We start from the raw sequence: 23,564 nt of genomic DNA, 5'->3' as shown, positions 1-23,564 counted from the left end.
CCATCGAGATCCGTGGACCGCTCGAACTACCCGCACAGCGTGAAGACATAGAGCTGCGTACCGCCGACGGACTCACCCTCGTCGGCGAACTCGCTCTCCCCGAAGCCGCGGAACCCGTCGCGACGCTCGTGACCCTGCATCCGCTCCCCACCGCGGGGGGATTCATGGACTCGCACATTCTGCGCAAGGCCGCGGCGCGCCTTCCTGCTCTCGCCGACCTCGCCGTTCTTCGGTTCAACACGCGGGGAACGACGTCACCCCGTGGCACGAGCGAAGGGGCGTTCGACGGCGGTGCGGCGGAGCAATTCGATGTCGCCGCGGCGGTGGACTTCGTCCGTGAGCGGGGGCTGCCACGCCCCTGGCTCCTCGGATGGTCTTTCGGCACGGAGCTCGCTCTCAAGTACGGACGCGAGCACGATATCGAGGGTGTCATCCTGCTCTCGCCGCCTCTGCACCGGGCGACCGACGAGGAGGTCGCCGCGTGGGCCCGGTTCGATCGACCGGTCGTCATCCTCGTCCCCGAGTTCGACGACTACCTCCGGCCCGAGGAGGCGCGTGAACGTTTCGCGTCGATCCCGCATGCGACGCTGATCGCCGTCGACGGCGGCAAGCACCTCTGGGTGGGGGAGTCGCAGACGCGGCGCGTGCTCACCGAGATCGTCGCAGCCGTCCACCCGACGGCACTTCCGCTGCCGACCGAGTGGCCACCCGCGCGCTGAGCGGCGTCAGAGCTCGTTCATACGGGGGATGAGTACCTGGCGGTAGATGATCAGGATGCTCGCCGCGACGGGGATCGCGATGAGCGCTCCGAGGAGCCCCAGCAGGCTGCCTCCGGCGAGGGCGGCGACTACGACCACCGCTCCCGGCACCGACACGGCGCGGCTCATGATGCGCGGAGAGATCACGTACGCCTCGATCTGCATGTAGATCAGGTAGTAGATGCCGGCCGCGATCGCGGTCGCGGGGGAACCGAGACCCGGGATCAGGCAGATGAGCACGATGAGCGTGGAGCCGGTCAGGGTTCCCACGAGCGGGATGAGCGAGAAGAAGAACGCGATGACCGCGAGCACGGCGGGGAAGGGCGCCTGGATGATCGAGAGGAAGATCGTGCTCAGCACCCCGTTTATCACGCCGAGCGAGACCTGACCCATGACGTAGTAACCCACCGAATCGGTGATCTGGTCGGCCAGATCGATGAAGCGCTCACGCTTCGATGCCGGTGCGAGCTGGTAGACGGCACGCTTGAGCGACGGAGTGGATGCCGTCAGATACACCGTGAGGATCAGGACGATGAAGGCGCCGAACAGCCCGGTGATGATCGACGTACCGACGACGATCACGCTCTCGGTGATCGTTCCCCAGTTCTCGAGCAGCCAGTCGGTCGCTCGTGTGAACGTGTCATCGATGAACGACGGTTGCAGGCCCGGGAAGACGTTACTGATCCAGTCCTTCACATCTCCGATGTAGGTGCTCTGCAAGAACAAGGTGATGCGGCGGACGAGCTGGCTGATCTGGTCGACCAGGATGGGGAGCACCATCAGAACGATTCCGGCGAAGACGCCCAGCACTCCGAGGATCGTCACGAGCACCGCGAGCCAGCGCGGGAGCTTCCGTCGTTCGAGGAAAGCGACCACCGGATCGAGACCGAGGCTGAGGAAAAGCGCGGTGCCGACGTAGAGCAGCACGGTCGAGAGGTTCTGCAGGCTTCCGATCAGGAGGATGCCGAGGCCCACTCCGAGCGTCGCCACCAGGGCGGTGCGGAAGGGATTGTGGATCTTCATCTCGACTCCTCGTGTCGGGGTGCTGCCAGGCTACCGATCGACGAGGGGCCCGCCCGCGCGACGTGCCGTCGCTCACTCTGGGAATCACCCTTGTGGGCAACACACAGGTGGTTTCGCTAGTCTGAAATGTCGAGTGTTGCGTCCCGGCCGATCGTGCGGGATGCGTGAGGAGACTATTCGTGCGTTTCGTATGGGCCGTCGTGGCCTTCGTCCTGGCCGCGGCCCTGATCGGTGCCGGCATCGCTCAGCGCACCATCTTCATGGGGCCGGATTCGGTGCAGGAGAAGGTGCAGATCGAAGAGCCTGCGCCGTTCATCCTGCTCGACGGGGATGTGCTGCGCGCCCACCCCGGCGCGCAGACGCTGCTGATCCAGGGTGACGGAGAGATCTTCTCGGCCTATGGACGCACCGCCGACATGGAGGCATGGCTCGCCGACTCCGACTACAACCAGGTGACCGTCGACGACGACGGATCCTTCCAGGTCGAGCACATCGCCGCGCCTGACGCCGAGGATGATGCGGTCGATTCGGGAGACGCCGCGACGGAAGAGCCGACCGCCGAGGACGACCCCGCCGCCGGCGGTCGTAACCCGGCCGGATCCGACCTGTGGCTGAACTCCTTCAGCGATACCGATTCGCTGTCGCTCGACAACCTCCGTCTCCCCGAGGGCGTCAGCGTGCTCGTCGCCTACGACGGGACCGAGAACGCGCCCGATGACATCGTGGCGTCCTGGCCGTTGGACACGTCCACCCCGGCCGCGGGACCGCTCATGGTGGGCGGCGGTGTGCTGCTGCTGGTGGGGCTGATCCTCTACGTGCTCGGCATCCGTCACCAGCGTCGTGGTCGTGGCCCACGCCGCAAGGGACCGGGGCCGCTCCCGGTGACCGAGCCCATCGATCTCGCTTCCCTTCCCGCGGGCGAACGCGCGGCGATCGAGAGCAGCGCGTCCCCGGCGAAGCCGCGGGCCGCTGACGATGACGTCCAGGATGCCGAGATCGTCGATGAGGCCGACGTCCCCGCAGGCGGGAAAACCGACGAGAAGACCGAGGGGAAGTCGACGATGAAGGCCGCAGATCCCGCTCGTCGCCGTCGCCGTCTTCTCGTCGTACCGATCCTCGGGCTCACCGCGGTGCTCGCGGCCGGATGCTCGTCGGATTCGTGGCCGCAACTGGGCGCTCCCGAGGCGACCCCGTCGCCCACTCCGACCGTGATTGCCCCCGAGAATCAGAAGCCTCCCGCCGTCACCGAGGCCCAGGCCGAACGCATCCTCGGCGAGATCTCGTCCACGCTGGTCGAGGCCGACACGAACCGCGATCTCGATCTCGCCAAGACACGGCTCGACGGGCCGGCGCTCACGGCCCGCACGACGGACTATGCGCTGCGCACCGCGATCGCCGATTCCCCCGTTCCCGCCGCGATCCCCACGGATGACGTGGAGGTCGTGCTCCCCGAGGCGACCGATCGGTGGCCCCGTACGACGCTCCTGCTCTCCAAGAGCGCGGACGACGAGACCGTCCCACCCGTCCTGCTCACGATGACGCAGCAGGATCCCTGGTCGAACTACAAGGTGACGAATATCGCGGAGATGTCGGCGGATGCGGTGCTCCCGGACGTCGCCGCCGCCTGGCTCGGCACCGCGCTCGTCCCGGACGACTCCGCCTTCCTCAGCATCGCTCCCGGCGAGCTCGCCGCCGCGTTCGCGGACGTCGTCGACACGGGGGAGAAGAGCGCCTCCAACGGCCTCTTCGACGAACTCTCGCAGAAGCTCGCGACCTCGATCCGCGATAGCCGGCAGACGGTGGTACAGAACCTCGTCGACAACGGAGCGGCCGAGACGTCCGAAGTCAGTTTCGACATGGCGCCGACCGATACCCCGGCCGTCTCGATGACGACCCTCGACAGCGGGGCGATCGTCGGGATCACGCTGACCGACGCCGAGACCGTCAAGCCGACCTCCGCCGACGCGGTCATCCGCTTCGGCGACAACGCGAAGGCCAACGCTCTCACCGGCGTCTCGGAGTCCGCGAAAGGCGTCGTGACGACCTATGAGTTCCAGCTCTTCTTCTCGGTTCCCGCGCAGGGATCCACCGAGCAGATCAAACTCCTGGCATCGCGTCAGGATCTCGTTTCCGTAGAGGTGATCAAGTGACCGAGTTGTCTCCTGCGGCGCTGCGTGGTGCCGTCGACCTGTCGAGCCTGCGCAACCGCCCGGCCGCCGCCGCTGCCGGCGGGCCGGCGGCGCCGGCCGCGGGCACGCCCTTCGCCGATCTCGTGATCGATGCGACCGACGAGACCTTCGGGCAGGTGCTCGAACTTTCGCGCACGGTGCCCGTCGTCGTCGACCTGTGGGCCGAGTGGTGCGGACCGTGCAAACAGCTCAGCCCCATCATCGAGAAGGTCACCCGTGAGCTGGGCGGGCGTGTGTTGTTGGCGAAGGTCGATGTCGATGCGAATCCGCAGTTGGCGCAGAGCTTCCGTGCGCAGTCGATCCCGATGGTCGTCGCGCTCATCGCCGGACAGCCCGTGCCGATGTTCAACGGCGCCGTTCCCGAGGAGCAGGTTCGCGCGGTCTTCGCGCAGCTGCTTCAGCTCGCCGCGCAGAACGGCGTGACCGGTTCGCTGGCGGTCGACGCCGCGCCGGCCGCGGAGGACGCGACTCCCGAGGAACCCGCACTGCCGCCGCTCCACGCCGAAGCCTTCGCCGCGATCGAAGCGGGCGACTACGCCGCCGCGATCGTCGCGTACGAGAAGGCGCTCGCGGAGAATCCCCGCGATGAGGACGCTATCGCGGGTCTCGGACAGGTGCGGTTGCTCGATCGCGTGCAGTCGCTCGACCTGCAGACCGCTCGTGCTGCCGCAGCAGCGGCACCGCTCGACGTCTCCGCGCAGTTCGACGTCGCCGACCTCGATCTCGCGGGCGGGCACGTCGACGATGCCTTCGGTCGACTCCTCGATCTCTTCGCGCAGTTGCCGTCGGACGAGCGCACACCCGTGCGCGAGCGTCTCGTGGAGCTCTTCGGCCTCATCGGGGCCGGCGACCCGCGCGTCGTCTCGGCGCGGAACCGACTGACCTCGCTCCTCTTCTGAACGTCGCCCGGGGAGACTTTTCCCCTAGCCGCGCGTGACGCTCGGCACGTGCGGCTCGGCCTGGTAACGGAGCCACAGCGTCGACAGCGCCGGCAGGGTGATCGTCGTGATCGCTGGACCGCCGTCCTCCGCATGGGCGACGACGACACCGAGGTTCCCCGATCCGCGACCGCCGAACGTGGTGGCATCCGTGTTGAGGATCTCCTCCCACACGCCTTCTCGGGGGAGCTCGAGGCGATAGCCGACGTGCTCGATACCCGAGAAGTTGCTGATGACGACGACGCGACCGCCGTGCGCGTCGCGACGCTCGAACGCGATCACGCTCGGATCCCAGCTCGGTGCCCCCAGACGCGAGAACGACGCGGCATCGCTGTCGCGGGCCCAGAGCGGCGCCTGCACGCGATACGTGGCGTTGAGAGAAGCGACGAAATCCTGCAGCTGGGCGTGCGACGGCTGGTCGAGGAGCCACCAGTCCAACTCGCGTGATTCCGACCACTCGCCGAGCTGCCCGAACTCCTGGCCCATGAAGAGCAGTTTCTTTCCGGGGTGGCCCCACATGTAGCCGAGGAAGGCGCGCACGTTGGCGAGCTTGTGCCAGTGATCGCCGGGCATCTTCGTCACGAGGCTGCCCTTGCCGTGGACGACCTCGTCATGGCTGATCGGCAACAGATAGTTCTCGCCGAAGGCGTAGACGAACGAGAACGTCATCTCGCCCTCGTGATGCGCGCGGTACATCGGGTCGCGGCCGATGTACTGGAGCGAGTCGTTCATCCAGCCCATGTTCCACTTGAACCCGAATCCGAGGCCGGCATGGTCGGTCGGTGCGGTCACCCCGGGGAAGCTCGTCGACTCCTCGGCGATCATCATGATTCCGGGGTGCAGGCGGTACGACGTAGCGTTGACCTCCTGCAGGAACCGGATGGCCTCGAGATTCTCGCGACCTCCGTGGATGTTCGGCTCCCACTCGCCCTCGTTGCGCGAGTAGTCGAGGTAGAGCATCGATGCGACGGCGTCGACTCGCAGGCCGTCGACGTGGAACTCATCGAACCAGTACAGTGCGTTGGCCACGAGGAACCCCCGCACCTCCGGGCGCCCGTAGTCGAAGATGAGGGTGCCCCAGTCCTGGTGCTCGCCACGACGCGGGTCCGGGTGCTCGTAGAGGGGCTGGCCGTCGAAGCGGGCCAGCGCGAAGGCATCCTTCGGGAAGTGACCGGGGACCCAGTCCATGATCACACCGATGCCCGCCTGGTGCAGACGATCGATGAGATACCGCAGGTCGTCGGGCGTGCCGAACCGGCTGGTGGGCGCGTAGTAGCCGCTCACCTGATAGCCCCAGGACCCGCCGAACGGATGCTCGGCCACCGGCATGAATTCGACGTGGGTGAACCCCGTCGCCGTCACGTGCTCGATCAACGGCTCGGCGAGGTCTCGGTACCCGAGACCGCCCCGCCAGGAGCCGATGTGCACCTCGTACACGGAGAGTGGTTGCGCGACGGCGTGCGTGGCGGCGCGCCGGGTCATCCATGCACCGTCGCCCCAGCCGTAAGACGATGCCGTGACGACCGACGCCGTGTCCGGCGGTACCTCGGCCCACTGTGCCATCGGGTCGGCTTTGAGGATCCACTCGCCGGAGCGCGTGCGGATCTGATACTTGTAGCGGGTGCCGACCTCGAGATCGGGCACGAACAGCTCCCAGACACCGCTGGCCCCCATGGAGCGCATCGCGTGGGACTCGCCGCTCCATCCGTTGTGATCGCCGACCACGCGCACGGCGGTGGCGTTGGGCGCCCACACCGCGAACGCGACCCCCGCGTCTCCGTCGATGTCGCGGGCGTGCGCCCCGAGCACGTGCCAGAGTCGTTCGTGCCGGCCCTCCGCGATCAGATGGATGTCGACGTCGCCGAGGGTGGGCGTGTGGCGATAGGGGTCGCCGGTGACGGTTTCCTCGTCGTCACCGTATGCCGTCGCGAGGCGGTAGGGGACGGGGGGACCATCGTGCTGCGCCTCCCAGATCCCCTGGGCGACGTGCGTGAGGTCGAGCCGCTGGCCGTTACCGAAGACGGCCGCGACGGACGATGCGAGCGGTCGGCGCGCACGGATCACCGTGACGGTGCGGTCGGCACCATCCTTGCGCGGGTGAGCACCGAGGACGGCGTGCGGGTCATGGTGGGTGCCCGAAGACACCGCTTGCCACTCGGCGGATGCCGTCAGGTCATCGATGGAAGTCATGGGCGGTGCCTCACCTTCAGGATGTGCACGGGCTCGGCGAAGGCGTCGAGGCGCACGTAGTTGTGATCCGACCAGGTCCAGACCGCTCCCGTGAGCAGATCCTCGACGTCGAACTGCTCGCCGAGGGGAACACCCCAGCGTGAGGTGTCGAGGTGCACCGTGGTCTCGCGGACGGAGTGCGGGTCGACGTTGGCGACGACGATCAGCGTGTCGGGGGAGTCAGTGCCGGTGAATGCCGCATCCAGGTGCTTGCTGTAGACGAGCACGTGGTCGTCGTCGCTCCAGTGCACGTCGAAGTTCCGGAGCTGGCGGAGCGCGGGATGCTGTCGGCGGATCTCGTTCAGCCGGCGCAGGAGTGGAGCAAGGGACTCGCCTCGGGCTTCGGCGCCGTCCCAGTCGCGGAACTTGTATTCGTACTTCTCGTTGTCGATGTTCTCCTCGGACCCGGGCCGGGCGACGTTCTCGAGAAGCTCGTAACCGGCGTACACGCCCCACAGCGGTGCGGCGGTCGCGGCAATGCAGGCTCGCACGCGGTAGGCCGCACGCCCGCCGAACTGCAGGTACTCGGTGAGGATGTCGTGCGTGTTCACGAAGAGGTTCGGACGCATGTAGTCGCTGGTCTCGTGCGACACCGAGGTGAGGAACTCCTCGAGCTCGGCCTTGGTGTTGCGCCACGTGAAGTAGCTGTAGCTCTGCTGGAAGCCCACGGCGGCGAGCGCGCGCATGACGGCGGGTCGGGTGAACGCCTCGGCCAGGAAGATGACGTCGGGGTCCAGAGCGTTCACGGTCGCGATGAGCCACTCCCAGAACTGCAGGGGCTTGGTGTGCGGATTGTCGACGCGGAAGATCTTCACGCCCTGCGCGACCCAGTGCTGCACGATACGGAGCATCTCGGCGTAGATGCCCGCCGGGTCGTTGTCGAAGTTCAGCGGGTAGATGTCCTGGTACTTCTTCGGCGGGTTCTCGGCGTACGCGATCGTGCCGTCGGGCAGCGTGGTGAACCATTCGGGGTGTGCAGAGACCCACGGGTGATCGGGAGACGCCTGGAAGGCGAGATCGAGCGCGACCTCGAGCCCCTCCTTCTTCGCGGCGCGGACGAACGCGCGGAAGTCGGCGGCGGTGCCGAGTTCGGGGTGGATGGCGTCGTGCCCTCCCTCGGCCGCGCCGATGGCGTACGGAGACCCCGGATCTCCCGGCTCGGTGGTCAGCGTGTTGTTGCGCCCCTTGCGATTCGTCGTGCCGATGGGATGGATCGGTACGAGGTAGAGCACATCGAAGCCCATCGCAGCGACCCCGGACAACCGCTTCGTCGCGCTGCGGAAGGTGCCGCTCTTCACCGTTCCGTCCTTCAGGCGCCTGGCGCCTTCGGAGCGGGGGAAGAACTCGTACCAGGATGCGACGCCGGCGGCGGTGCGGTCGACCACGAGCCGATGATCCGGCGTTGCGGAACGAAGGGTCGTGACGGGGCGATCGGAGAAAACGCGTGCGAGGTCGGCATCCGTCGACAGTGCAGAGGTCGTCTCGGCATCCCCCGTGGCGAGGGAGGACGCCGCTGCCGTCAGAAGCTTGCGCTCTGCCGCCGGACGATCGCGCTCCGCCAGCGCGCGCTGGAGGATCTCGGCTCCGAGCGTCGCCATCAGAGGTACGTCGACCCCGGCAGCGACCTTGAGCTCTGCGGCGTGCGCCCACGTCGCGAAGTCGTCGGAGAAAGCCTCGAATCGGTACGTCCACGATCCCTGGGCATCGAGGGCGATCTCCGCCGCCCAGGTGTCGGTGCCGTCTTGACGGGGAGCGAGCCGGTGCAGGCTCTCGGTGCCGTCCGGCGCGGTGAGCCGGAGGTGGACGCCGATGATGTCGTGACCCTCACGGAACGAGACCACACTGAACGGGACGACCTCTCCGGCGAACGCCTTGGGCGGGAACCCGCCGGGAACCGAGGGCTGCGTGTTCGTGAGGGGGAGTCTTCCGGTGGTCACCCCGTCGATGATCGGTTCATCCGCGCGGGGACGCAGCGGAATCTGGGCGGGGCTCCGAAGAGCCGAGGGAGAACTTCCGACGCGTGCAGACACATCCCGAATGTACCGCGCCGGTCAGACCTCCGATACCGGGTGGACAAGCGCGTCGCGACCCGACATCATTCGACCAGGAAAAGTCGCATCGAGGTGCCGGGGAAGGGAAGGACGTCACCGGGCGCGAACACCTCGCGGTCCTCCGACGGACGCTCGTCCGCGCTGGACCACAGCGAGACGAAGCGCGTGGCGCCCTCGAGTTCCTCCGGCAACCGCACGTCGATCGGGGACTCGGTGCCGTGCACGATCAGGAGGATGCGGTTCGCGTCCTCGGCGTCCGGCGTGGATGCCGCGACGTACTGCAGCGTCCGGTTGCCCGGATCCGCCCACTGATCACTCTCCATCGTCTCGCCGTTCTGGTCGAACCACTCCATGACCGAGGCGTTCGGAATGTGCTCACCGAGGCGCGCGTAGCGGCTCGGTCGCAGCGCAGGGTTCTGCGAGCGCAGGTGGATCAGACGCGCGACATGCGCGTGCAGGTCGAGCTGCCACGGCTCGTAGTCCCAGGACAGCCACGTGAGCGCCGAGTCCTGCGCGTACGCGTTGTTGTTGCCCCGCTGCGTGCGACCCACCTCGTCGCCCGCGGTGAGCATGGGGATTCCGGCCGAGAGCAGCAGGGTCCCGAGGAGATTGCGCATCGCCTTGCGTCGGGCGGAGAGGATCGCGGCGTCGTCCGTCGGACCCTCGACGCCGTGATTGAAGGCGCGGTTCGTGTCGGCACCGTCGCGATTGTGCTCGCCGTTCGCCTCGTTGTGCTTGACGTCGTAGGAGACGAGGTCGTGCAGGGTGAAACCGTCGTGGGCGGTGACGAAGTTGACGCTCGCGAGGGGCCCCCGCTTCTCGTCGAAGGTGTTCGAAGACCCGGCGAGACGCGTGGCGAATCCACCGATGCCGACCGGCGCCGATGCCCGCCGCGCGTAGTCGATGTCGCTCAGCCAGAAGTTGCGAACGCGGTCGCGGTAGCGGTCGTTCCACTCGTGCCATCCGGCCGGGAAATTCCCGGTCTGCCAGCCACCGAGCCCCACGTCCCAGGGTTCGGCGATCAGCTTGGTGTCGCGCAGCACGGGATCGTTCGCGATGGCGGTCAAGAGCGGATGCTCGGGGGAGTAGGTGTGGTCGACCCCGCGGGCGATGGACGTCGCGAGGTCGAAGCGGAATCCGTCGATCTGCATCTCCGCGGCCCAGTAGCGCAGGGAGTCGAGCACGAGGCGTGCACCGGCATCGGTCGACGTATTCAGGGTGTTGCCGCAGCCGGTCGTGTCGATGTACACGCCGTTCGCGTCCTGCCGGTAGTAGTTGGCGTTGTCGAGGCCACGCAGGCTGGAACGCGGCCCACCGATGCCCTCCTCGGACGTGTGGTTGTAGACGACGTCGAGGATGACTTCGAGTCCGGCTTCGTGGAGCAGGCGGACCATTCCCTTGAACTCCGCCAGGACCGCTTCCGGCCCCTTCTTGCGGGCGTCCTCCGAGGCGTAAGCGGTGTGCGGTGTGAAGAAGTTGAGGGTGTTGTAGCCCCAGTAGTTCGTCAGCCCGCGCTCGAGCAGGCGCGGTTCGGGAACGAAGGCATGGACGGGGAGGAGTTCGATCGAGGTGATGCCGAGCGTGTGGAAGTAGTCGATCATCACCGGGTGGGCGAGCCCGGCGTAGGTGCCGTGCAGGACGGGCGGCACATCGGGCTGGCGCTTGGTGAGCCCCTTGAGATGGCCCTCGTAGATGATCGTCCGGTCGAGGGGGACGCGCGGCTTGCGGGAATCGCCCCAGTCGAAGCCGTCGACGATCACCACCGAGCGCCATTCCTCGTACCCGTCGCCCTGGGCGAGGCCGCGGGAGTAGGGATCGAGGAGCAGTGTCTCCGGGTTGAACGTGTTGCCGGGGCCGTGCGGGCCGCCGACGCGGATCGCGTAGCGGGTTCCGGGCTGCAGGAGCGGCGTCGTGACCTCCCATACGCCGCCCGGGAGACGCTCGAGGAAGACCTGATCGGTCACCCAATCGAGATCGGTCGCGTCGAATACCACGAGTTCGACGGATGACGCGTTCTGCGACCAGACGCGCAGGGTGCCGACCCCGTCGTGCAGACGCACGCCGAGATCGTCGAGGGCGGTGCCGCCGGGCGCGGCGAAGTCTCGGGTCTCGGGCATGAATACACCCTAGAGTGCTGTGCTCGGGTGTCGAACCAGCAGAACCGGGATCTGCGCGCCGACGCCCGTCGGAATGAGGGAGAGTGGAGAGATGCACTATCTCGACCATGCCGCGACGACTCCGCTGCGACCGGAGGCGCGTGATGCATGGCTCGCCGCGAGCGACACGGTCGGCAATGCATCGTCGACGCACGGCGCCGGACAGGACGCCCGGCGGCTCCTCGAGGAATCGCGGGAACGGGTCGCCAGGGTGCTCGACGCCGACCCGATCGAGATCGTCTTCACCTCGGGCGGGACCGAGTCGATCAATCTCGCGCTCCAGGGGAGCTGGCGCGCCCGCGCTCAGGGTCGCGACGCGATCGTCCTGCCCGACGGCGAGCATCACGCGACGATGGACACCGTGGAGTCGCTCCAGAGCGAGGGGGCGGTCGTGCGCTCCGTCGCCCTGACCCCGTCGGCGCGCATCGATCCGGAGCGCTTCGCGGAGGTGCTCCCCGGAGCCGCCCTCGCCACCGCGCTGGTCGCGAACAACGAGGCGGGCACGGTGAACTCCGCCGCGGCGCTGGCCTCCGCGGCCGCCGAGGCCGGCGTGCCCCTGCACCTGGATGCCGTCGCCGCGCTCGGCCATCTGCCCCTGTCGTTCCGGCGACTCCGCGGTGACGCCGGAACGGGGGCCGGGCTCGTGGCGCTCAGCCTCGCCGGACACAAGATCGGTGCCCCGGTCGGCGTCGGTGCGCTGATCGTCGCGCGGACCGCGCGCATGGCTCCGCTGCTGCGGGGCGGGGCGCAGCAGCGCGGCCTCCGCGCCGGCACTCAGGACGTCCCGGGCGCCGTCGCCTTCGCCACCGCGCTCGAACTCGCCGAACGCGAGCGGCCTGCCGAAGCGATCCGACTCGCCGCGCTGCGGGACCGGCTCGTCGACGGCATCCGAGCGCGAGTGCCCGAGGCCGTCCTGCTCGGCGATCCGGTCGATCGTCTCCCGGGCAACGCGCACGTACTCTTTCCCGGGGCGGTGGGGGAGAGCCTGCTCTTCCTGCTCGACACCGCGGGCGTCGCCGCCTCGACAGGGTCGGCGTGTCAGGCGGGTGTCGCGGAGCCCTCGCATGTGGTGCGCGCGATGGGGCGGAGCGAGCAGGATGCGCGGAGCGTCCTGCGATTCAGCCTGGGGCGCACCTCCACGGACGACGACGTCTCTGCCGTCGTGGAGGTGATCGGAGACGCCTATCTCCGCGCATCCGGCTCCGGCACAGCCGCGCGCTCGTAGACTGGATCCATGCGAATCCTGGCGGCGATGAGTGGCGGAGTGGACTCCGCCGTGGCCGCGGCGCGCGCGGTCGAGGCCGGCCACGAGGTCGTGGGGGTGCATCTCGCGCTCTCGCGTGCCGGTGGCACTCTGCGCACCGGCAGCCGCGGCTGCTGCACGATCGAAGACGCGATGGACGCGCGCCGTGCCGCCGACAGACTCGGCATCCCCTTCTACGTGTGGGACTTCTCGGAGCGGTTCCGCGACGACGTGATCGACGACTTCATCTCGGAGTACCAGGCGGGTCGCACTCCCAACCCGTGCATGCGCTGCAACGAGAAGATCAAGTTCGCGGCTCTGCTGGAGCGGGCCATCGAATTGGGCTTCGATGCGGTCTGCACGGGGCACTACGCCACACTCGTCGACGGCGAGGGCGGGCTCGAGCTGCACCGCGCATCCGACAATGCGAAGGATCAGTCCTACGTGCTGGGCGTGCTCACGGCCGAGCAGCTCGCGCACACGTACTTCCCGTTGGGCACGACGCCGTCCAAGGCGCTCGTGCGTGCCGAGGCGGCGGAGCGCGGTCTGAGCGTCGCCCAGAAACCCGACAGTCATGACATCTGCTTCATCCCCGACGGCGACACGCGCGGCTGGCTGGCGGAGAAGGTCGGAACCGCGACCGGCGAGATCGTCGACCGCAGCGGCGCCGTCGTCGGGTCACACGAGGGCGCGCACGGCTACACGGTCGGACAGCGAAGAGGCCTGAAGCTCGGCGTCCCGGCCTCGGACGGCAAGCCGCGCTTCGTGCTCGAGGTCCGCCCCGTGTCGAACACCGTCGTCGTCGGTCCCAAGGAGGCACTCGCGATCCGCGAGATCTCGGGCGCGAGATTCAGCTGGGCAGGGGCAGCGCCGACGGTATCCGAGTTCGACTGCCACGTGCAGATCCGCGCCCATGCCGAGCCCGTCCAGGCTTCCGCTTCCGTGGATGCCGACGGTGTCCGGGTCGTGCCGGTCGTGCCGCTCGACGGCGTGGCCCCCGGGCAGACCGCGGTGCTCTACGTCGGTACGCGCGTGCTCGGCCAGTTCACCATCGACCGGACGGTCTCGGCGGTTCCGGTCGACGCCTGAGCGGAACATCCGAATGTCAGTGCCCGCTCGTAGACTTGCCGGGTGCCCGACATCATCTCGCTCGAAGACGCCCGTACCGAGGCCGAGGAGCTGACCACCCGCATCCTCGAGGCGAAGGACGCCTATTACGGTCGCGATAGCTCGCTGGTCGACGACGCGACCTACGACGGGTGGATGCATCGGCTCGAAGAACTCGAGCGTCTGCATCCCGAGCTGCAGGGTCAGGATTCCCCCACGCAGATGGTGGGCGCGGCCGAGACGACCGGGCTCGCGACGATCGAGCATGCCGAGCGGATGCTCAGTCTCGACAACGTGTTCTCCCTGGACGAGCTCAGAGAGTGGGCGGCGAAGACGCGCGCGTCTGCGGGTCGCGACGTCGCGTGGCTCACCGAGCTGAAGATCGACGGCCTGGCGATCAATCTCCGCTACGAGAACGGCGTCCTCACTTCCGCGGCTACGCGCGGCGACGGCCGGGTCGGCGAGATCGTGACCGAGAACGCGTTGCGGCTGCCGGAGATCCCCGAGCGTCTCGAGGGCGAAGGGCATCCCGCGATCGTCGAGGTGCGCGGCGAGGTCTTCATCCCGGTGGCCGCGTTCGAGCGATTGAACGCCGCGCAGGCGTCTTTCCGCGAACGCGCGTACGCCGATGCGCTCGCGCGCTGGGAGGCCCGCACCGGTGCGAAGCGGCCCTTCGACGAGGAGAAGGCGCGCTCGGCGGCGGCTCGTCGTTTCCCGTCGTTCGCCAACCCCCGCAACGCCGCCAGTGGAGGGCTGCGTCAGCAGATCGACAAGAAGGACGGCCTCGAGCTCGAGGCAGGACTGTTGCGCATCGAATCCCTCGCCCTCTACGTGCACGGGGTCGGCGCCTGGCAGAGTCCTCCGGTCTCGGCCCAGAGCGAGGTGTACGAGCTCCTCTCGACCTGGGGCCTTCCGACGAGCCCGCATACGAAGGTCTGCGCGAGCATCGACGAGGTCACCGACTTCGTTCAGTACTTCGGCGAGCACCGTCACGACATCGAGCACGAGCTCGACGGCATCGTGGTCAAGGTCGACGAGCTCGAGCTCCATGACGAGCTCGGGGCGACCAGCCGTGCGCCCCGGTGGGCGATCGCCTACAAGTATCCGCCCGAAGAGGTGCAGACGAAGCTGCTCGATATCGTCGTCTCGGTCGGTCGCACCGGCCGTGCCACGCCCTTCGCGGTGATGGCTCCCGCACAGGTGGCCGGTTCCGTCGTGCGGCAGGCCACTCTGCACAACAAGGACGTCGTCAAGGCGAAGGGCGTGCTGATCGGCGATACGGTCGTGCTGCGCAAGGCCGGTGACGTGATCCCCGAGGTGCTGGGACCCGTCGTCGAGCGGCGGGACGGCTCCGAGCGTGAGTTCGTCATGCCCGAGGTCTGCCCCGAGTGCGGCACCACGCTCCGGGCGATGAAGGAGGGCGACATCGACCTGCGCTGCCCGAACGCTCGCTCGTGCCCCGCGCAGGTGCGCGGTCGGGTCGAGCACATCGGATCGCGCGGTGCGCTCGATGTCGAGGCGCTCGGCGAGGTCACGGCGGCCGCGCTCACGCAGCCCACCTCGCCGGCCGTGCCTCCGCTCGTGACCGAGGCCGGGCTCTTCGACCTGTCGCTGGAACAACTGGTCCCGATCGAACTCTTCGTGCGCGACGCCGAGACGGGCCTGCCGAAGCAGGACGATGACGGCATCGTCAAGACGCGCGCACCGTTCCGCCGCAACCCGACGGCGGCGGAGAAGAAGGCCGGGGTCGAGGGGCCGCAGCCGTCCTCGCAGGCGGTGACCCTGTTGGCCGAGTTGGAGAAGGCGAAGACCAAGGAGCTCTGGCGCCTGCTCGTCTCGCTCAACATCCGTCACGTCGGACCGGTCGCCGCGCGTGCGCTGGCCCAGTGGTTCGGGTCGCTCGATGCGATCCGCGGGGCATCCCGCGAGGAGTTGGCGGCGGTCGAGGGAGTGGGCGGGATCATCGCCGACTCGCTGTTGGCGTGGTTCGACGTCGACTGGCACGTCGAGATCGTCGACCAGTGGGCGGCGGCGGGCGTGCAGTGGGCGACGCCCGGCCATCCCGGTCCCGGCGCCGCCGTCGCTGCGGGCGGAGTGCTCGAGGGCCTGACCGTCGTCGCCACGGGATCGCTCGACGGCTACACGCGCGACGGCGCCCAGGAAGCGATCATCCAGGCGGGAGGCAAGGCGGCGTCGAGCGTCTCGAAGAAGACCGACTACGTCGCTGCGGGTCCGGGGGCGGGATCGAAGCTCGGGAAGGCCGAGGAACTCGGCATCCGGATCCTCGACGCCGCGCAGTTCCACCTGCTGGTGACAGAGGGCCCGGATGCGCTCGGTGAGGCGCCGTCCGCGGAATGAAGCGCTATGGTCCGCTCATCGTCGCCGACGGCGTGCTCGTCGTGGGGGACCCGGGGCGCGGTCATCTGCGCCTCACGACCGATGCGGTCGTGCACCGGCACGGAGCGGGCGCAGGCGTGGTGTTCGCGTGGGAGCACCTGTCATCGGTGCGACTGGAGGTGCCGACGACGGGCTTTCGCTACCCCGGGCTCGCGAGCACGATCGGCTTGGGAATTCTCGCCGCGGCTGCGCAGGAGGACGTCGGCATCGGGCCGGACGACGGATCGGTGGTGCTCACCGTGCGTGGTGAGGTGCAGCGACTCGATCTCGGACGCCACCACGTCGGCGGCTACTGGCGCCCGACCGTCGTCGGCGCGCAGACGCTCCTGGATCAGCTGATCGGCCATCCGGAGCAGCGCGAGCTACTCGCGCGGCCGGAGGCGCTGGTCGACCTCGCGGCGAAGCTCGCACGGCACGGGGCCGGCTAGCTCCGCCGCACGTCGTCAGCTCTTGTGCCGCGGTTTGCGGAACGGCTTCTCCTCGCGGTCGCCACGCGGGGGGCGGCTGTCATCGTTGCGGCGCGGACGGTCGTCACGGTCCCGTCGGTCGAAACGAGCGCCGCCATCGCGTGGTCCGCCGCGTCGCGCACCCGGGCCACGATCCGGCTTGATCTCGATGAGCTGTCCCGAGATGCGCGTGCTGCTCAGCTTCTCGAGGACGGCAGGGTCGAGGTTCGCGGGGAGCTCGACGATCGAGAAATCCGGCCGGATGTTGATCGCCCCGAAGTCGTCGCGTCCGAGGCCGCCCTCGTTCGCGAGCGCACCGACGATCTGTCGAGGCTCGACACGGTGGCGACGTCCGACCTCGATGCGGTACGCGGCGTAGTCGCCGCGCCCGCGACGCTCGGTGCGGGGCTCGCGGGTCTCCCGCGCGTTGCGCTCCCGCGGCGGCCGGTTGTCGGCGGCGACGGCCTTTGCGAGGGGGTCGTCAGCCGGGTCGAGGAGCAGGGGGGTGTCTCCCTGAGCCACGATGGCGAGCGCTGCGGCGACATCGGCCTCGGGAACGTCGTGGTTGCGGACGTAGTGCGCGACCACGTCGCGGAACGACTCGATCCGTGCGGCGTCGCCCAGAGCGGCCGTGATCGCGTCGTCGAAGCGGGTCAGGCGCGTCGTGTTCACATCCTCCGTGGTCGGGAGCTGCATCTGCGTCGGCTCCTGGCGCGTCGCCTTCTCGATGTGCTTGAGCAGGTACCGCTCGCGCGGAGTGATGAAGCTGATCGCATCGCCCGTTCGCCCCGCGCGACCGGTGCGGCCGATCCGGTGCACGTACGACTCGGTGTCGGTGGGGATGTCGAAGTTGATGACGTGGCTGATGCGCTCCACGTCGAGACCGCGCGCCGCGACGTCGGTGGCGACGAGGATGTCGAGCTTGCCGGCCTTGAGCTGATTGACGCTGCGCTCGCGCTGCACCTGCGGAACGTCGCCATTGATCGCCGCGGCGGAGTAGCCGCGGGCACGCAGCTTCTCGGCGAGGGTCTCGGTCTCGTTCTTGGTGCGGACGAAGACGATCATGCCGTCGAAGTTCTCGACCTCGAGAATTCGCGTCAGCGCATCGACCTTCTGCGCGTACGAGACCACCAGGTATCGCTGGGTGATGTTCGTGCCGGTCGCGGTCTTCGACTTGATGCTGATCTCTTCGGGCTCGCGAAGGTACTTCTGGGCGAGACGGCGGATCTGCGGCGGCATCGTCGCGGAGAAGAGAGCGACCTGCTTCTCTTCGGGGGTCTGCGCGAGGATCTGCTCGACGTCCTCCGCGAAGCCCATCTTGAGCATCTCGTCGGCCTCGTCGAGGACGAGGTACTGCAGCTCGGACAGGTCGAGCGTGCCCTTGGCGAGGTGATCCATGATGCGCCCGGGGGTGCCGACCACGACGTGTACGCCGCGGCGGAGTGCGGACAACTGCACGCCGTAACCCTGACCGCCGTAGACGGGCAGCACGTGGACGCCCTTCATCTTCGAGGCGTACGACTCGAACGCCTCGCACACCTGGAGGGCGAGCTCGCGGGTCGGTGCGAGAACGAGTGCCTGCGGCGTCTTCTGCGAGACGTCGAGGCGCTCGAGGACGGGAAGCGCGAAGGCCGCGGTCTTTCCCGTTCCGGTCTGGGCCATGCCGACGACGTCGCGACCCGCGAGGAGCGTCGGGATGGTGGCCGCCTGGATCGGCGAGGGGGTCTCGTAGCCGAGGTCGCGGATGGCTTTGAGGACGGGCCCGGTGATGCCGAGCTCCTCGAATCCGGGGGTCGCGGGGGAGTCCTCGGGGGCGTCGGTCAGCACTGCATCTTCAGGGGTCACTTCCCAAGGGTAGCGCCCCGCGGGTGTTCCGCGCCTGTGAGGGCGTCCTCAGGAACCACTGGTGAGCGCGAGGAGCCGTTCCTTCACCTGTCGGCGGAGCACCTTGCCGATGAGCGACTTCGGTAGTTCGTCGACGACGAAGAGCCGGCGCGGGACCTTGTACGGCGTCAGGATGCCGCGCACGAACTCGCGGATCGCCTCGACGTCGACATCCGCACCGCCGTCGACGACGATCGCCGCGGCGACCTCTTCACCCGAGTGCGCACTCGGCAGGCCGACGACGGCGGCGTCGGATATCTGCGGATGCTGTCGCAAGGCGTTCTCGACCTCGGTGGGGGCGACGTTGAACCCGCCCGTGATGATGAGCTCCTTGATGCGGTCGACGATTCGCACGAAGCCCGCCTCATCGATCGTGACGATGTCGCCGGTGCGATACCAGTCGTCGGCGAAGGCGGCATCCGTCTCCTCCGGCTTGCCGTAGTAGCCCGAGAAGACCTGCGGGCCGCGCACGACGAGTTCGCCCGCCGACCCGGCCGGGACATCGACGGTCGGGTTCTCGGGATCGACCACCCGGCACTCGGTGCCCGGCAGCGGAAGACCGACCGTGCCGGGCACGCGGTTGTCTGCGACGGGGTTCGCCATGAGCACGGGGGAGCACTCGCTGAGACCGTAACCCTCGACGAGGAAACCGTGGGTCGCGGCTTCGAACGGCACGACGAGTTCGTGGGGCAGGGCCATGGCGCCGGAGATCGCGACTTCGATGCCCTCGAGCGAGACGCCCTTCTGGTTCGCCGCCGAGAGCAGGCGATCGGCGATCGGTGGCACGAGGGGCAGGAACGTGGCGGGGTGCTTCTTCATCGCGTCGAGCACGAGGTCCGGGTCGAACTTGGGGAAGAGCACGAGGCGGGCGCCCATCGACATCGCGAACGTCAGGCACAGTGTGAGGCCGTAGGCGTGGAACATCGGGAGCACGGCGTAGACGACGCACCCTTCGCCGCGTTGGATCGAGGGCACCCAGGCACGCGACTGCGCGGCATTGGCGAGGAGATTGCGATGCGTGAGAGCGGCGCCCTTGGGGGTGCCGGTCGTTCCGGACGTGTACTGGATGATCGCGAGGTCATCGGTCGACGGGCGCGGGTGCGATTCCGGGATCGGGTCGTGGGAGACCAGCGACTCCCACGCCACCGTTCCGCGCACGCGTGTCGTGAGAGCCGCACGCGACTCCCGAGCCTTCGCGACCGGCAGGCGCAGCGCGACGCGGGTGAGGAACGGCATCGCCGTGGTCACGTCGACCGACACGAGGGTCGACACCGCGAGATCGGACGGGAACTCCTGCACGGTCGAGACGACCTTGTTCCAGACGATCGCATGCTTCGCGCCGTGGTCCTCGAACTGCTTTCGCAACTCGCGGGGGGTGTAGAGCGGGTTGTGTTCGACGACGACCGCCCCGAGACGCAGGACGGCGTAGAACGCGACGATGTGCTGCGGGCAGTTCGGCAGCACGATCGCGACCGGGTCTCCCGCCCGCACGCCGAGATCGCGGAGGCCGCCGGCGACACGGTCGATCGCGTCCTGCAACGCCGCGTACGTGGTCTCGCGGCCGAAGAACTGCAGAGCCGGCGCATCGGGATAGTCCCGCACCGACTCGGCGACGATATCGATCAGGGATCCCGTGACGGGAGCGAGGTCTTCCGGGACGCCGTCTGCATAGCTGGCGACCCACGGGCGAGGAGGCTGGAACGTACTCACGCGCCCCAGCATAGGCGGAGGCATCGAACCCACTGAGGCGGCTGTGGGGGGAGCCGCTGACTAGACTTGCAGGCGTGTCTGAAATCACCCCCGAACTCGTGCGCCATCTCGGTGTGCTCGCACGCATCCAGCTGAACGACGACGAGGTGTCGCGGCTCACGGGCCAGCTCGACGCGATCGTCGACAACATCGCGAAGGTGTCGGAGGTCGCGACCGCCGACGTCATCGCGACGAGCCATCCGATCCCGTTGAGCAACGTCTTCCGTCCCGATGTCGTCGGGCAGACGTTGACGCATGAACAGGTGCTGCAGAACGCTCCGGATGCCGCCGACGGCCGCTTCCGCGTCACCGCGATCCTGGGAGAAGAGCAGTGAGCGACATCATCCGTCTGGACGCCTCCGACCTCGCGGCGAAGCTCGCCGCCGGGGAGGTGTCGAGCGTCGAGGCCACGCAGGCGCACCTCGATCGCATCGCCGCCGTCGACGGCGACGTCCACGCTTTCCTGCACGTGAACGCGGGGGCGCTCGAGGCCGCTGCGGCGATCGACGCGCGCCGCGCCGCGGGGGAGGAGCTGGGGCCGCTCGCCGGTGTGCCGCTCGCGATCAAGGACGTGCTGGTCACGACCGATCAGCCCACCACCAGCGGCTCGCGCATCCTCGAGGGATACCGTTCACCGTACGACGCGACGGTCGTCGCGCGCTCGCGCGCCGCGGGCCTCGTGCCGCTCGGCAAGACCAACATGGACGAGTTCGCGATGGGCTCGTCGACGGAGCACTCGGCCTACGGCCCCACCCACAACCCCTGGGATCTGGATCGCATCCCGGGCGGCTCCGGCGGCGGATCGGCCGCGGCCGTCGCCGCCTTCGAGGCCCCGATCGCCCTCGGCTCGGACACCGGCGGTTCGATCCGTCAGCCCGCGCACGTGACGGGCACCGTCGGCGTGAAGCCGACCTACGGCGGGGTCAGTCGTTACGGGGCGATCGCCCTGGCATCGAGCCTCGACCAGGTCGGTCCCGTCTCGCGCACCGTCCTCGACTCCGGCCTCCTGCACGACGTCATCGCCGGCCACGACCCGAAGGACTCGACGTCGCTGCGAGAGGCCTGGCCCTCGTTCGCCGAGGCCGCCCGTGAGGGCGCGCGTGGCGACGTGCTCAAGGGACTGAAGGTCGGTGTGATCCGCGAACTGCCCGACAGCGGCTTCCAGCCCGGTGTCGCCGCCTCCTTCCGCGCCTCGCTCGCTCTCATGGAGGCGCAGGGAGCTGAGATCGTCGAGATCGGCGCCCCCCACTTCGAGTACGGTGTCGCGGCGTACTACCTGATCCTTCCCGCGGAGGCATCGAGCAACCTCGCGAAGTTCGACTCGGTGCGCTTCGGCCTGCGCGTCACGCCGGATGGCAGCCCGACGGTCGAGGACGTCATGTCCGCGACGCGCGACGCCGGTTTCGGCGACGAAGTCAAGCGCCGCATCATCCTCGGCACCTACGCGCTGTCGGCGGGATACTACGACGCGTACTACGGCAGCGCCCAGAAGGTGCGCACGCTCATCCAGCAGGACTTCGCCGCCGCCTTCGCGGAGGTCGACGTGATCGCGACGCCGTCGGCGCCGACGACCGCGTTCAAACTCGGCGAGAAGATCGACGACCCGCTGCAGATGTATCTCAACGACATCACGACGATTCCCGTGAACCTCGCGGGTGTGCCGGGGATCTCGATCCCGAGCGGCCTGGCGGACGACGACGGTCTGCCCGTCGGCATCCAGTTCATCGCGCCGGCCCGCGAGGATGCCCGCCTCTACCGCGTGGGAGCCGCGCTCGAGACGCTCCTCGTCGACTCGTGGGGCGCCCCGCTGCTCACCCGCGCACCCCAGCTCGCAGGAGGGAACCGCTGATGGCCGCCGCCAAGCTCATGGACTTCGACAAGGCCCTCGAACTGTTCGAGCCCGTGCTCGGATTCGAGGTGCATGTCGAGCTCAACACGAACACGAAGATGTTCTCGGACGCGCCGAACCCGGCGAACGAGGCGTATCACGCCGCGGAGCCGAACACGCTGATTGCACCGGTCGACCTCGGTCTCCCCGGTTCGCTGCCGGTCGTGAACGAGACGGCGATCCGGTCGTCGATCAGCCTCGGGCTCGCCCTGGGCTGCTCGATCGCGGAGTCGAGCCGTTTCGCGCGCAAGAACTACTTCTACCCCGACCTCGGCAAGAACTATCAGATCTCGCAGTACGACGAGCCGATCGCGTACGAGGGGGCGGTCGAGGTCGAGCTCGAGGACGGCACGCTCATCACGATCCCCATCGAGCGCGCGCACATGGAGGAGGATGCCGGCAAGCTGACCCATATGGGCGGCGCGACCGGTCGTATCCAGGGCGCGGAGTACTCGCTGGTCGATTACAACCGGGCGGGCGTGCCGCTGGTCGAGATCGTGACCAAGGTCATCACCGGCACGGAGCATCGAGCCCCGGAGGTCGCCAAGGCCTACGTCGCTGCGATCCGTGACATCGTGCGCGGACTGGGCATCTCGGAGGCTCGTCTCGAGCGGGGCAACCTGCGCTGCGACGCGAACGTGTCGCTGCGACGCCGGGGCGAGGAGAAGCTCGGCACCCGCACGGAGACCAAGAACGTCAACTCCATGCGCTCGGTCGAGCGGGCGGTGCGGTACGAGATCCAGCGCCAGGCGCAGATCCTCGCCGAGGGCGGCTCCATCACGCAGGAGACTCGCCACTGGCACGAGGACACCGGAACCACGTCTCCGGGTCGTCCGAAGTCTGACGCCGATGACTACCGCTACTTCCCGGAGCCGGATCTCCTGCCGGTCGAGCCGGCCGCTGCGCTGATCGAGGAGCTGCGGGCGGCGCTGCCGGAGCAGCCCGTCGCGCGGCGTCGTCGTCTGATGACCGAGTGGGGCTTCACCGATCTCGAGTTCCAGGACGTGCGCAACGGCGGCATCCTCGACGAGGTCGAGGCGACGATCGCGGCCGGAGCCGCGCCCGCGGCAGCTCGTAAGTGGTGGACCGGCGAGATCGCCCGTCTCGCCAATGCCCAGGAGAAGGATGCCGCTGCGCTGGTCAGTCCGCAGAACGTCGCGGCTCTGCAGAAGCTGGTGGATGCGGGAACGCTCACCGACAAGCTCGCCCGTCAGGTGCTCGAGGGCGTCATCGCCGGAGAGGGAACGCCGCAAGAGGTCGTCGACGCGCGTGGCCTCGCGGTCGTCTCGGACGACGGCGCGCTGATCGCGGCGATCGACGACGCGTTCGCCGCGCAGCCGGACGTACTGGCGAAGATCAAGGACGGCAAGGTGCAGGCCGCCGGTGCCGTGATCGGTGCGGTCATGAAGGCGATGAAGGGTCAGGCGGACGCCGCACGCGTGCGCGAACTGATCCTCGAGCGCGCCGCGCAGTAGAGCGCGTTCTCCCTCGGGCCCGGTGTCGGTG

16 protein-coding genes are annotated in these 23,564 nt (G+C 68.5%); 10 read left to right on the top strand and 6 right to left on the bottom strand.

What is annotated here, in order from left to right; genetic code table 11:
- Positions 1-2 precede the first annotated feature (2 nt).
- A complete protein-coding gene (locus ACIPVN_RS02860) occupies positions 3-719 on the top strand; it encodes an alpha/beta hydrolase (RefSeq protein ID WP_400443291.1) in 717 nt (238 codons plus the stop codon).
- A gap of 6 nt (positions 720-725) precedes the next feature.
- On the opposite strand, the gene ACIPVN_RS02855 is transcribed toward ACIPVN_RS02860, so the two are convergent.
- Entirely contained in the window at positions 726-1,781 is a 1,056-nt protein-coding gene (locus tag ACIPVN_RS02855; RefSeq protein ID WP_400439181.1) for an AI-2E family transporter, read from the bottom strand.
- A gap of 179 nt (positions 1,782-1,960) precedes the next feature.
- Here ACIPVN_RS02855 and ACIPVN_RS02850 point away from each other — a divergent pair, with 179 nt between their 5' ends.
- On the top strand, positions 1,961-3,931 hold the full coding sequence (locus ACIPVN_RS02850) for a glycosyl transferase (RefSeq protein ID WP_400439179.1): 1,971 nt from the start codon (positions 1,961-1,963) through the stop codon (positions 3,929-3,931).
- Positions 3,928-4,869, top strand: coding sequence for a tetratricopeptide repeat protein (locus ACIPVN_RS02845; protein WP_400439176.1), 942 nt, complete (start codon positions 3,928-3,930; stop codon positions 4,867-4,869). Before ACIPVN_RS02850 ends, ACIPVN_RS02845 begins: the two co-directional genes overlap by 4 nt.
- Positions 4,870-4,893: 24 nt before the next feature.
- On the opposite strand, the gene glgB is transcribed toward ACIPVN_RS02845, so the two are convergent.
- The 3 genes from glgB to glgX form a co-directional block, all read right to left on the bottom strand.
- On the bottom strand, positions 4,894-7,098 hold the full coding sequence (gene glgB / locus ACIPVN_RS02840; protein ID WP_400439174.1) for a 1,4-alpha-glucan branching protein GlgB: 2,205 nt from the start codon (positions 7,096-7,098) through the stop codon (positions 4,894-4,896).
- The gene (locus ACIPVN_RS02835) at positions 7,095-9,074 is read right to left on the bottom strand and encodes an alpha-1,4-glucan--maltose-1-phosphate maltosyltransferase (RefSeq protein ID WP_400439171.1); all 1,980 of its coding nucleotides are present in this window, start codon (positions 9,072-9,074) and stop codon (positions 7,095-7,097) included. Before ACIPVN_RS02835 ends, glgB begins: the two co-directional genes overlap by 4 nt.
- A 158-nt stretch (positions 9,075-9,232) precedes the next feature.
- The gene (gene glgX, locus ACIPVN_RS02830) at positions 9,233-11,305 is read right to left on the bottom strand and encodes a glycogen debranching protein GlgX (protein WP_400439168.1); all 2,073 of its coding nucleotides are present in this window, start codon (positions 11,303-11,305) and stop codon (positions 9,233-9,235) included.
- Between the two features lie 91 nt (positions 11,306-11,396).
- Between glgX and ACIPVN_RS02825 the strand changes: the two genes are divergently transcribed.
- The 4 genes from ACIPVN_RS02825 to ACIPVN_RS02810 are packed head-to-tail and all read left to right on the top strand — an operon-like array spanning position 11,397 to position 16,519.
- Positions 11,397-12,569, top strand: a complete 1,173-nt coding sequence (locus tag ACIPVN_RS02825) for a cysteine desulfurase family protein (RefSeq protein ID WP_400439165.1) — start codon at positions 11,397-11,399, stop codon at positions 12,567-12,569.
- Between the two features lie 9 nt (positions 12,570-12,578).
- Positions 12,579-13,676 (top strand): tRNA 2-thiouridine(34) synthase MnmA, encoded by a 1,098-nt coding sequence (mnmA, locus tag ACIPVN_RS02820; protein WP_400439161.1) that lies wholly within the window; start codon positions 12,579-12,581, stop codon positions 13,674-13,676.
- A 42-nt stretch (positions 13,677-13,718) separates the two neighbouring features.
- A complete protein-coding gene (gene ligA, locus ACIPVN_RS02815; RefSeq protein WP_400439159.1) occupies positions 13,719-16,052 on the top strand; it encodes an NAD-dependent DNA ligase LigA in 2,334 nt (777 codons plus the stop codon).
- A complete protein-coding gene (locus tag ACIPVN_RS02810; protein WP_400439156.1) occupies positions 16,049-16,519 on the top strand; it encodes a hypothetical protein in 471 nt (156 codons plus the stop codon). The genes ligA and ACIPVN_RS02810 overlap by 4 nt, the downstream gene beginning before the upstream one ends.
- A gap of 15 nt (positions 16,520-16,534) precedes the next feature.
- Here the strand turns inward: ACIPVN_RS02810 and ACIPVN_RS02805 are convergent, their stop codons facing one another.
- Both ACIPVN_RS02805 and ACIPVN_RS02800 read right to left on the bottom strand, forming a co-directional pair.
- A complete protein-coding gene (locus ACIPVN_RS02805; protein ID WP_400439154.1) occupies positions 16,535-18,382 on the bottom strand; it encodes a DEAD/DEAH box helicase in 1,848 nt (615 codons plus the stop codon).
- A 48-nt stretch (positions 18,383-18,430) separates the two neighbouring features.
- Positions 18,431-20,131 (bottom strand): long-chain-fatty-acid--CoA ligase, encoded by a 1,701-nt coding sequence (locus ACIPVN_RS02800; RefSeq protein WP_400439152.1) that lies wholly within the window; start codon positions 20,129-20,131, stop codon positions 18,431-18,433.
- A gap of 74 nt (positions 20,132-20,205) precedes the next feature.
- On the opposite strand from ACIPVN_RS02800, the gene gatC reads away from it, so the two are divergent.
- The 3 genes from gatC to gatB are packed head-to-tail and all read left to right on the top strand — an operon-like array spanning position 20,206 to position 23,533.
- The gene (gene gatC / locus ACIPVN_RS02795; protein ID WP_400439150.1) at positions 20,206-20,505 is read left to right on the top strand and encodes an Asp-tRNA(Asn)/Glu-tRNA(Gln) amidotransferase subunit GatC; all 300 of its coding nucleotides are present in this window, start codon (positions 20,206-20,208) and stop codon (positions 20,503-20,505) included.
- On the top strand, positions 20,502-22,019 hold the full coding sequence (gatA, locus tag ACIPVN_RS02790; protein ID WP_400439148.1) for an Asp-tRNA(Asn)/Glu-tRNA(Gln) amidotransferase subunit GatA: 1,518 nt from the start codon (positions 20,502-20,504) through the stop codon (positions 22,017-22,019). The genes gatC and gatA overlap by 4 nt, the downstream gene beginning before the upstream one ends.
- Positions 22,019-23,533 (top strand): Asp-tRNA(Asn)/Glu-tRNA(Gln) amidotransferase subunit GatB, encoded by a 1,515-nt coding sequence (gene gatB, locus ACIPVN_RS02785; RefSeq protein WP_400439145.1) that lies wholly within the window; start codon positions 22,019-22,021, stop codon positions 23,531-23,533. The genes gatA and gatB overlap by 1 nt, the downstream gene beginning before the upstream one ends.
- Positions 23,534-23,564 lie beyond the last annotated feature (31 nt).

It is taken from the genome of Microbacterium sp. NPDC090003 (genome assembly GCF_044748385.1).
Taxonomy (GTDB): domain Bacteria; phylum Actinomycetota; class Actinomycetes; order Actinomycetales; family Microbacteriaceae; genus Microbacterium.
This window is presented reverse-complemented; position numbering and strand designations above follow the sequence as displayed.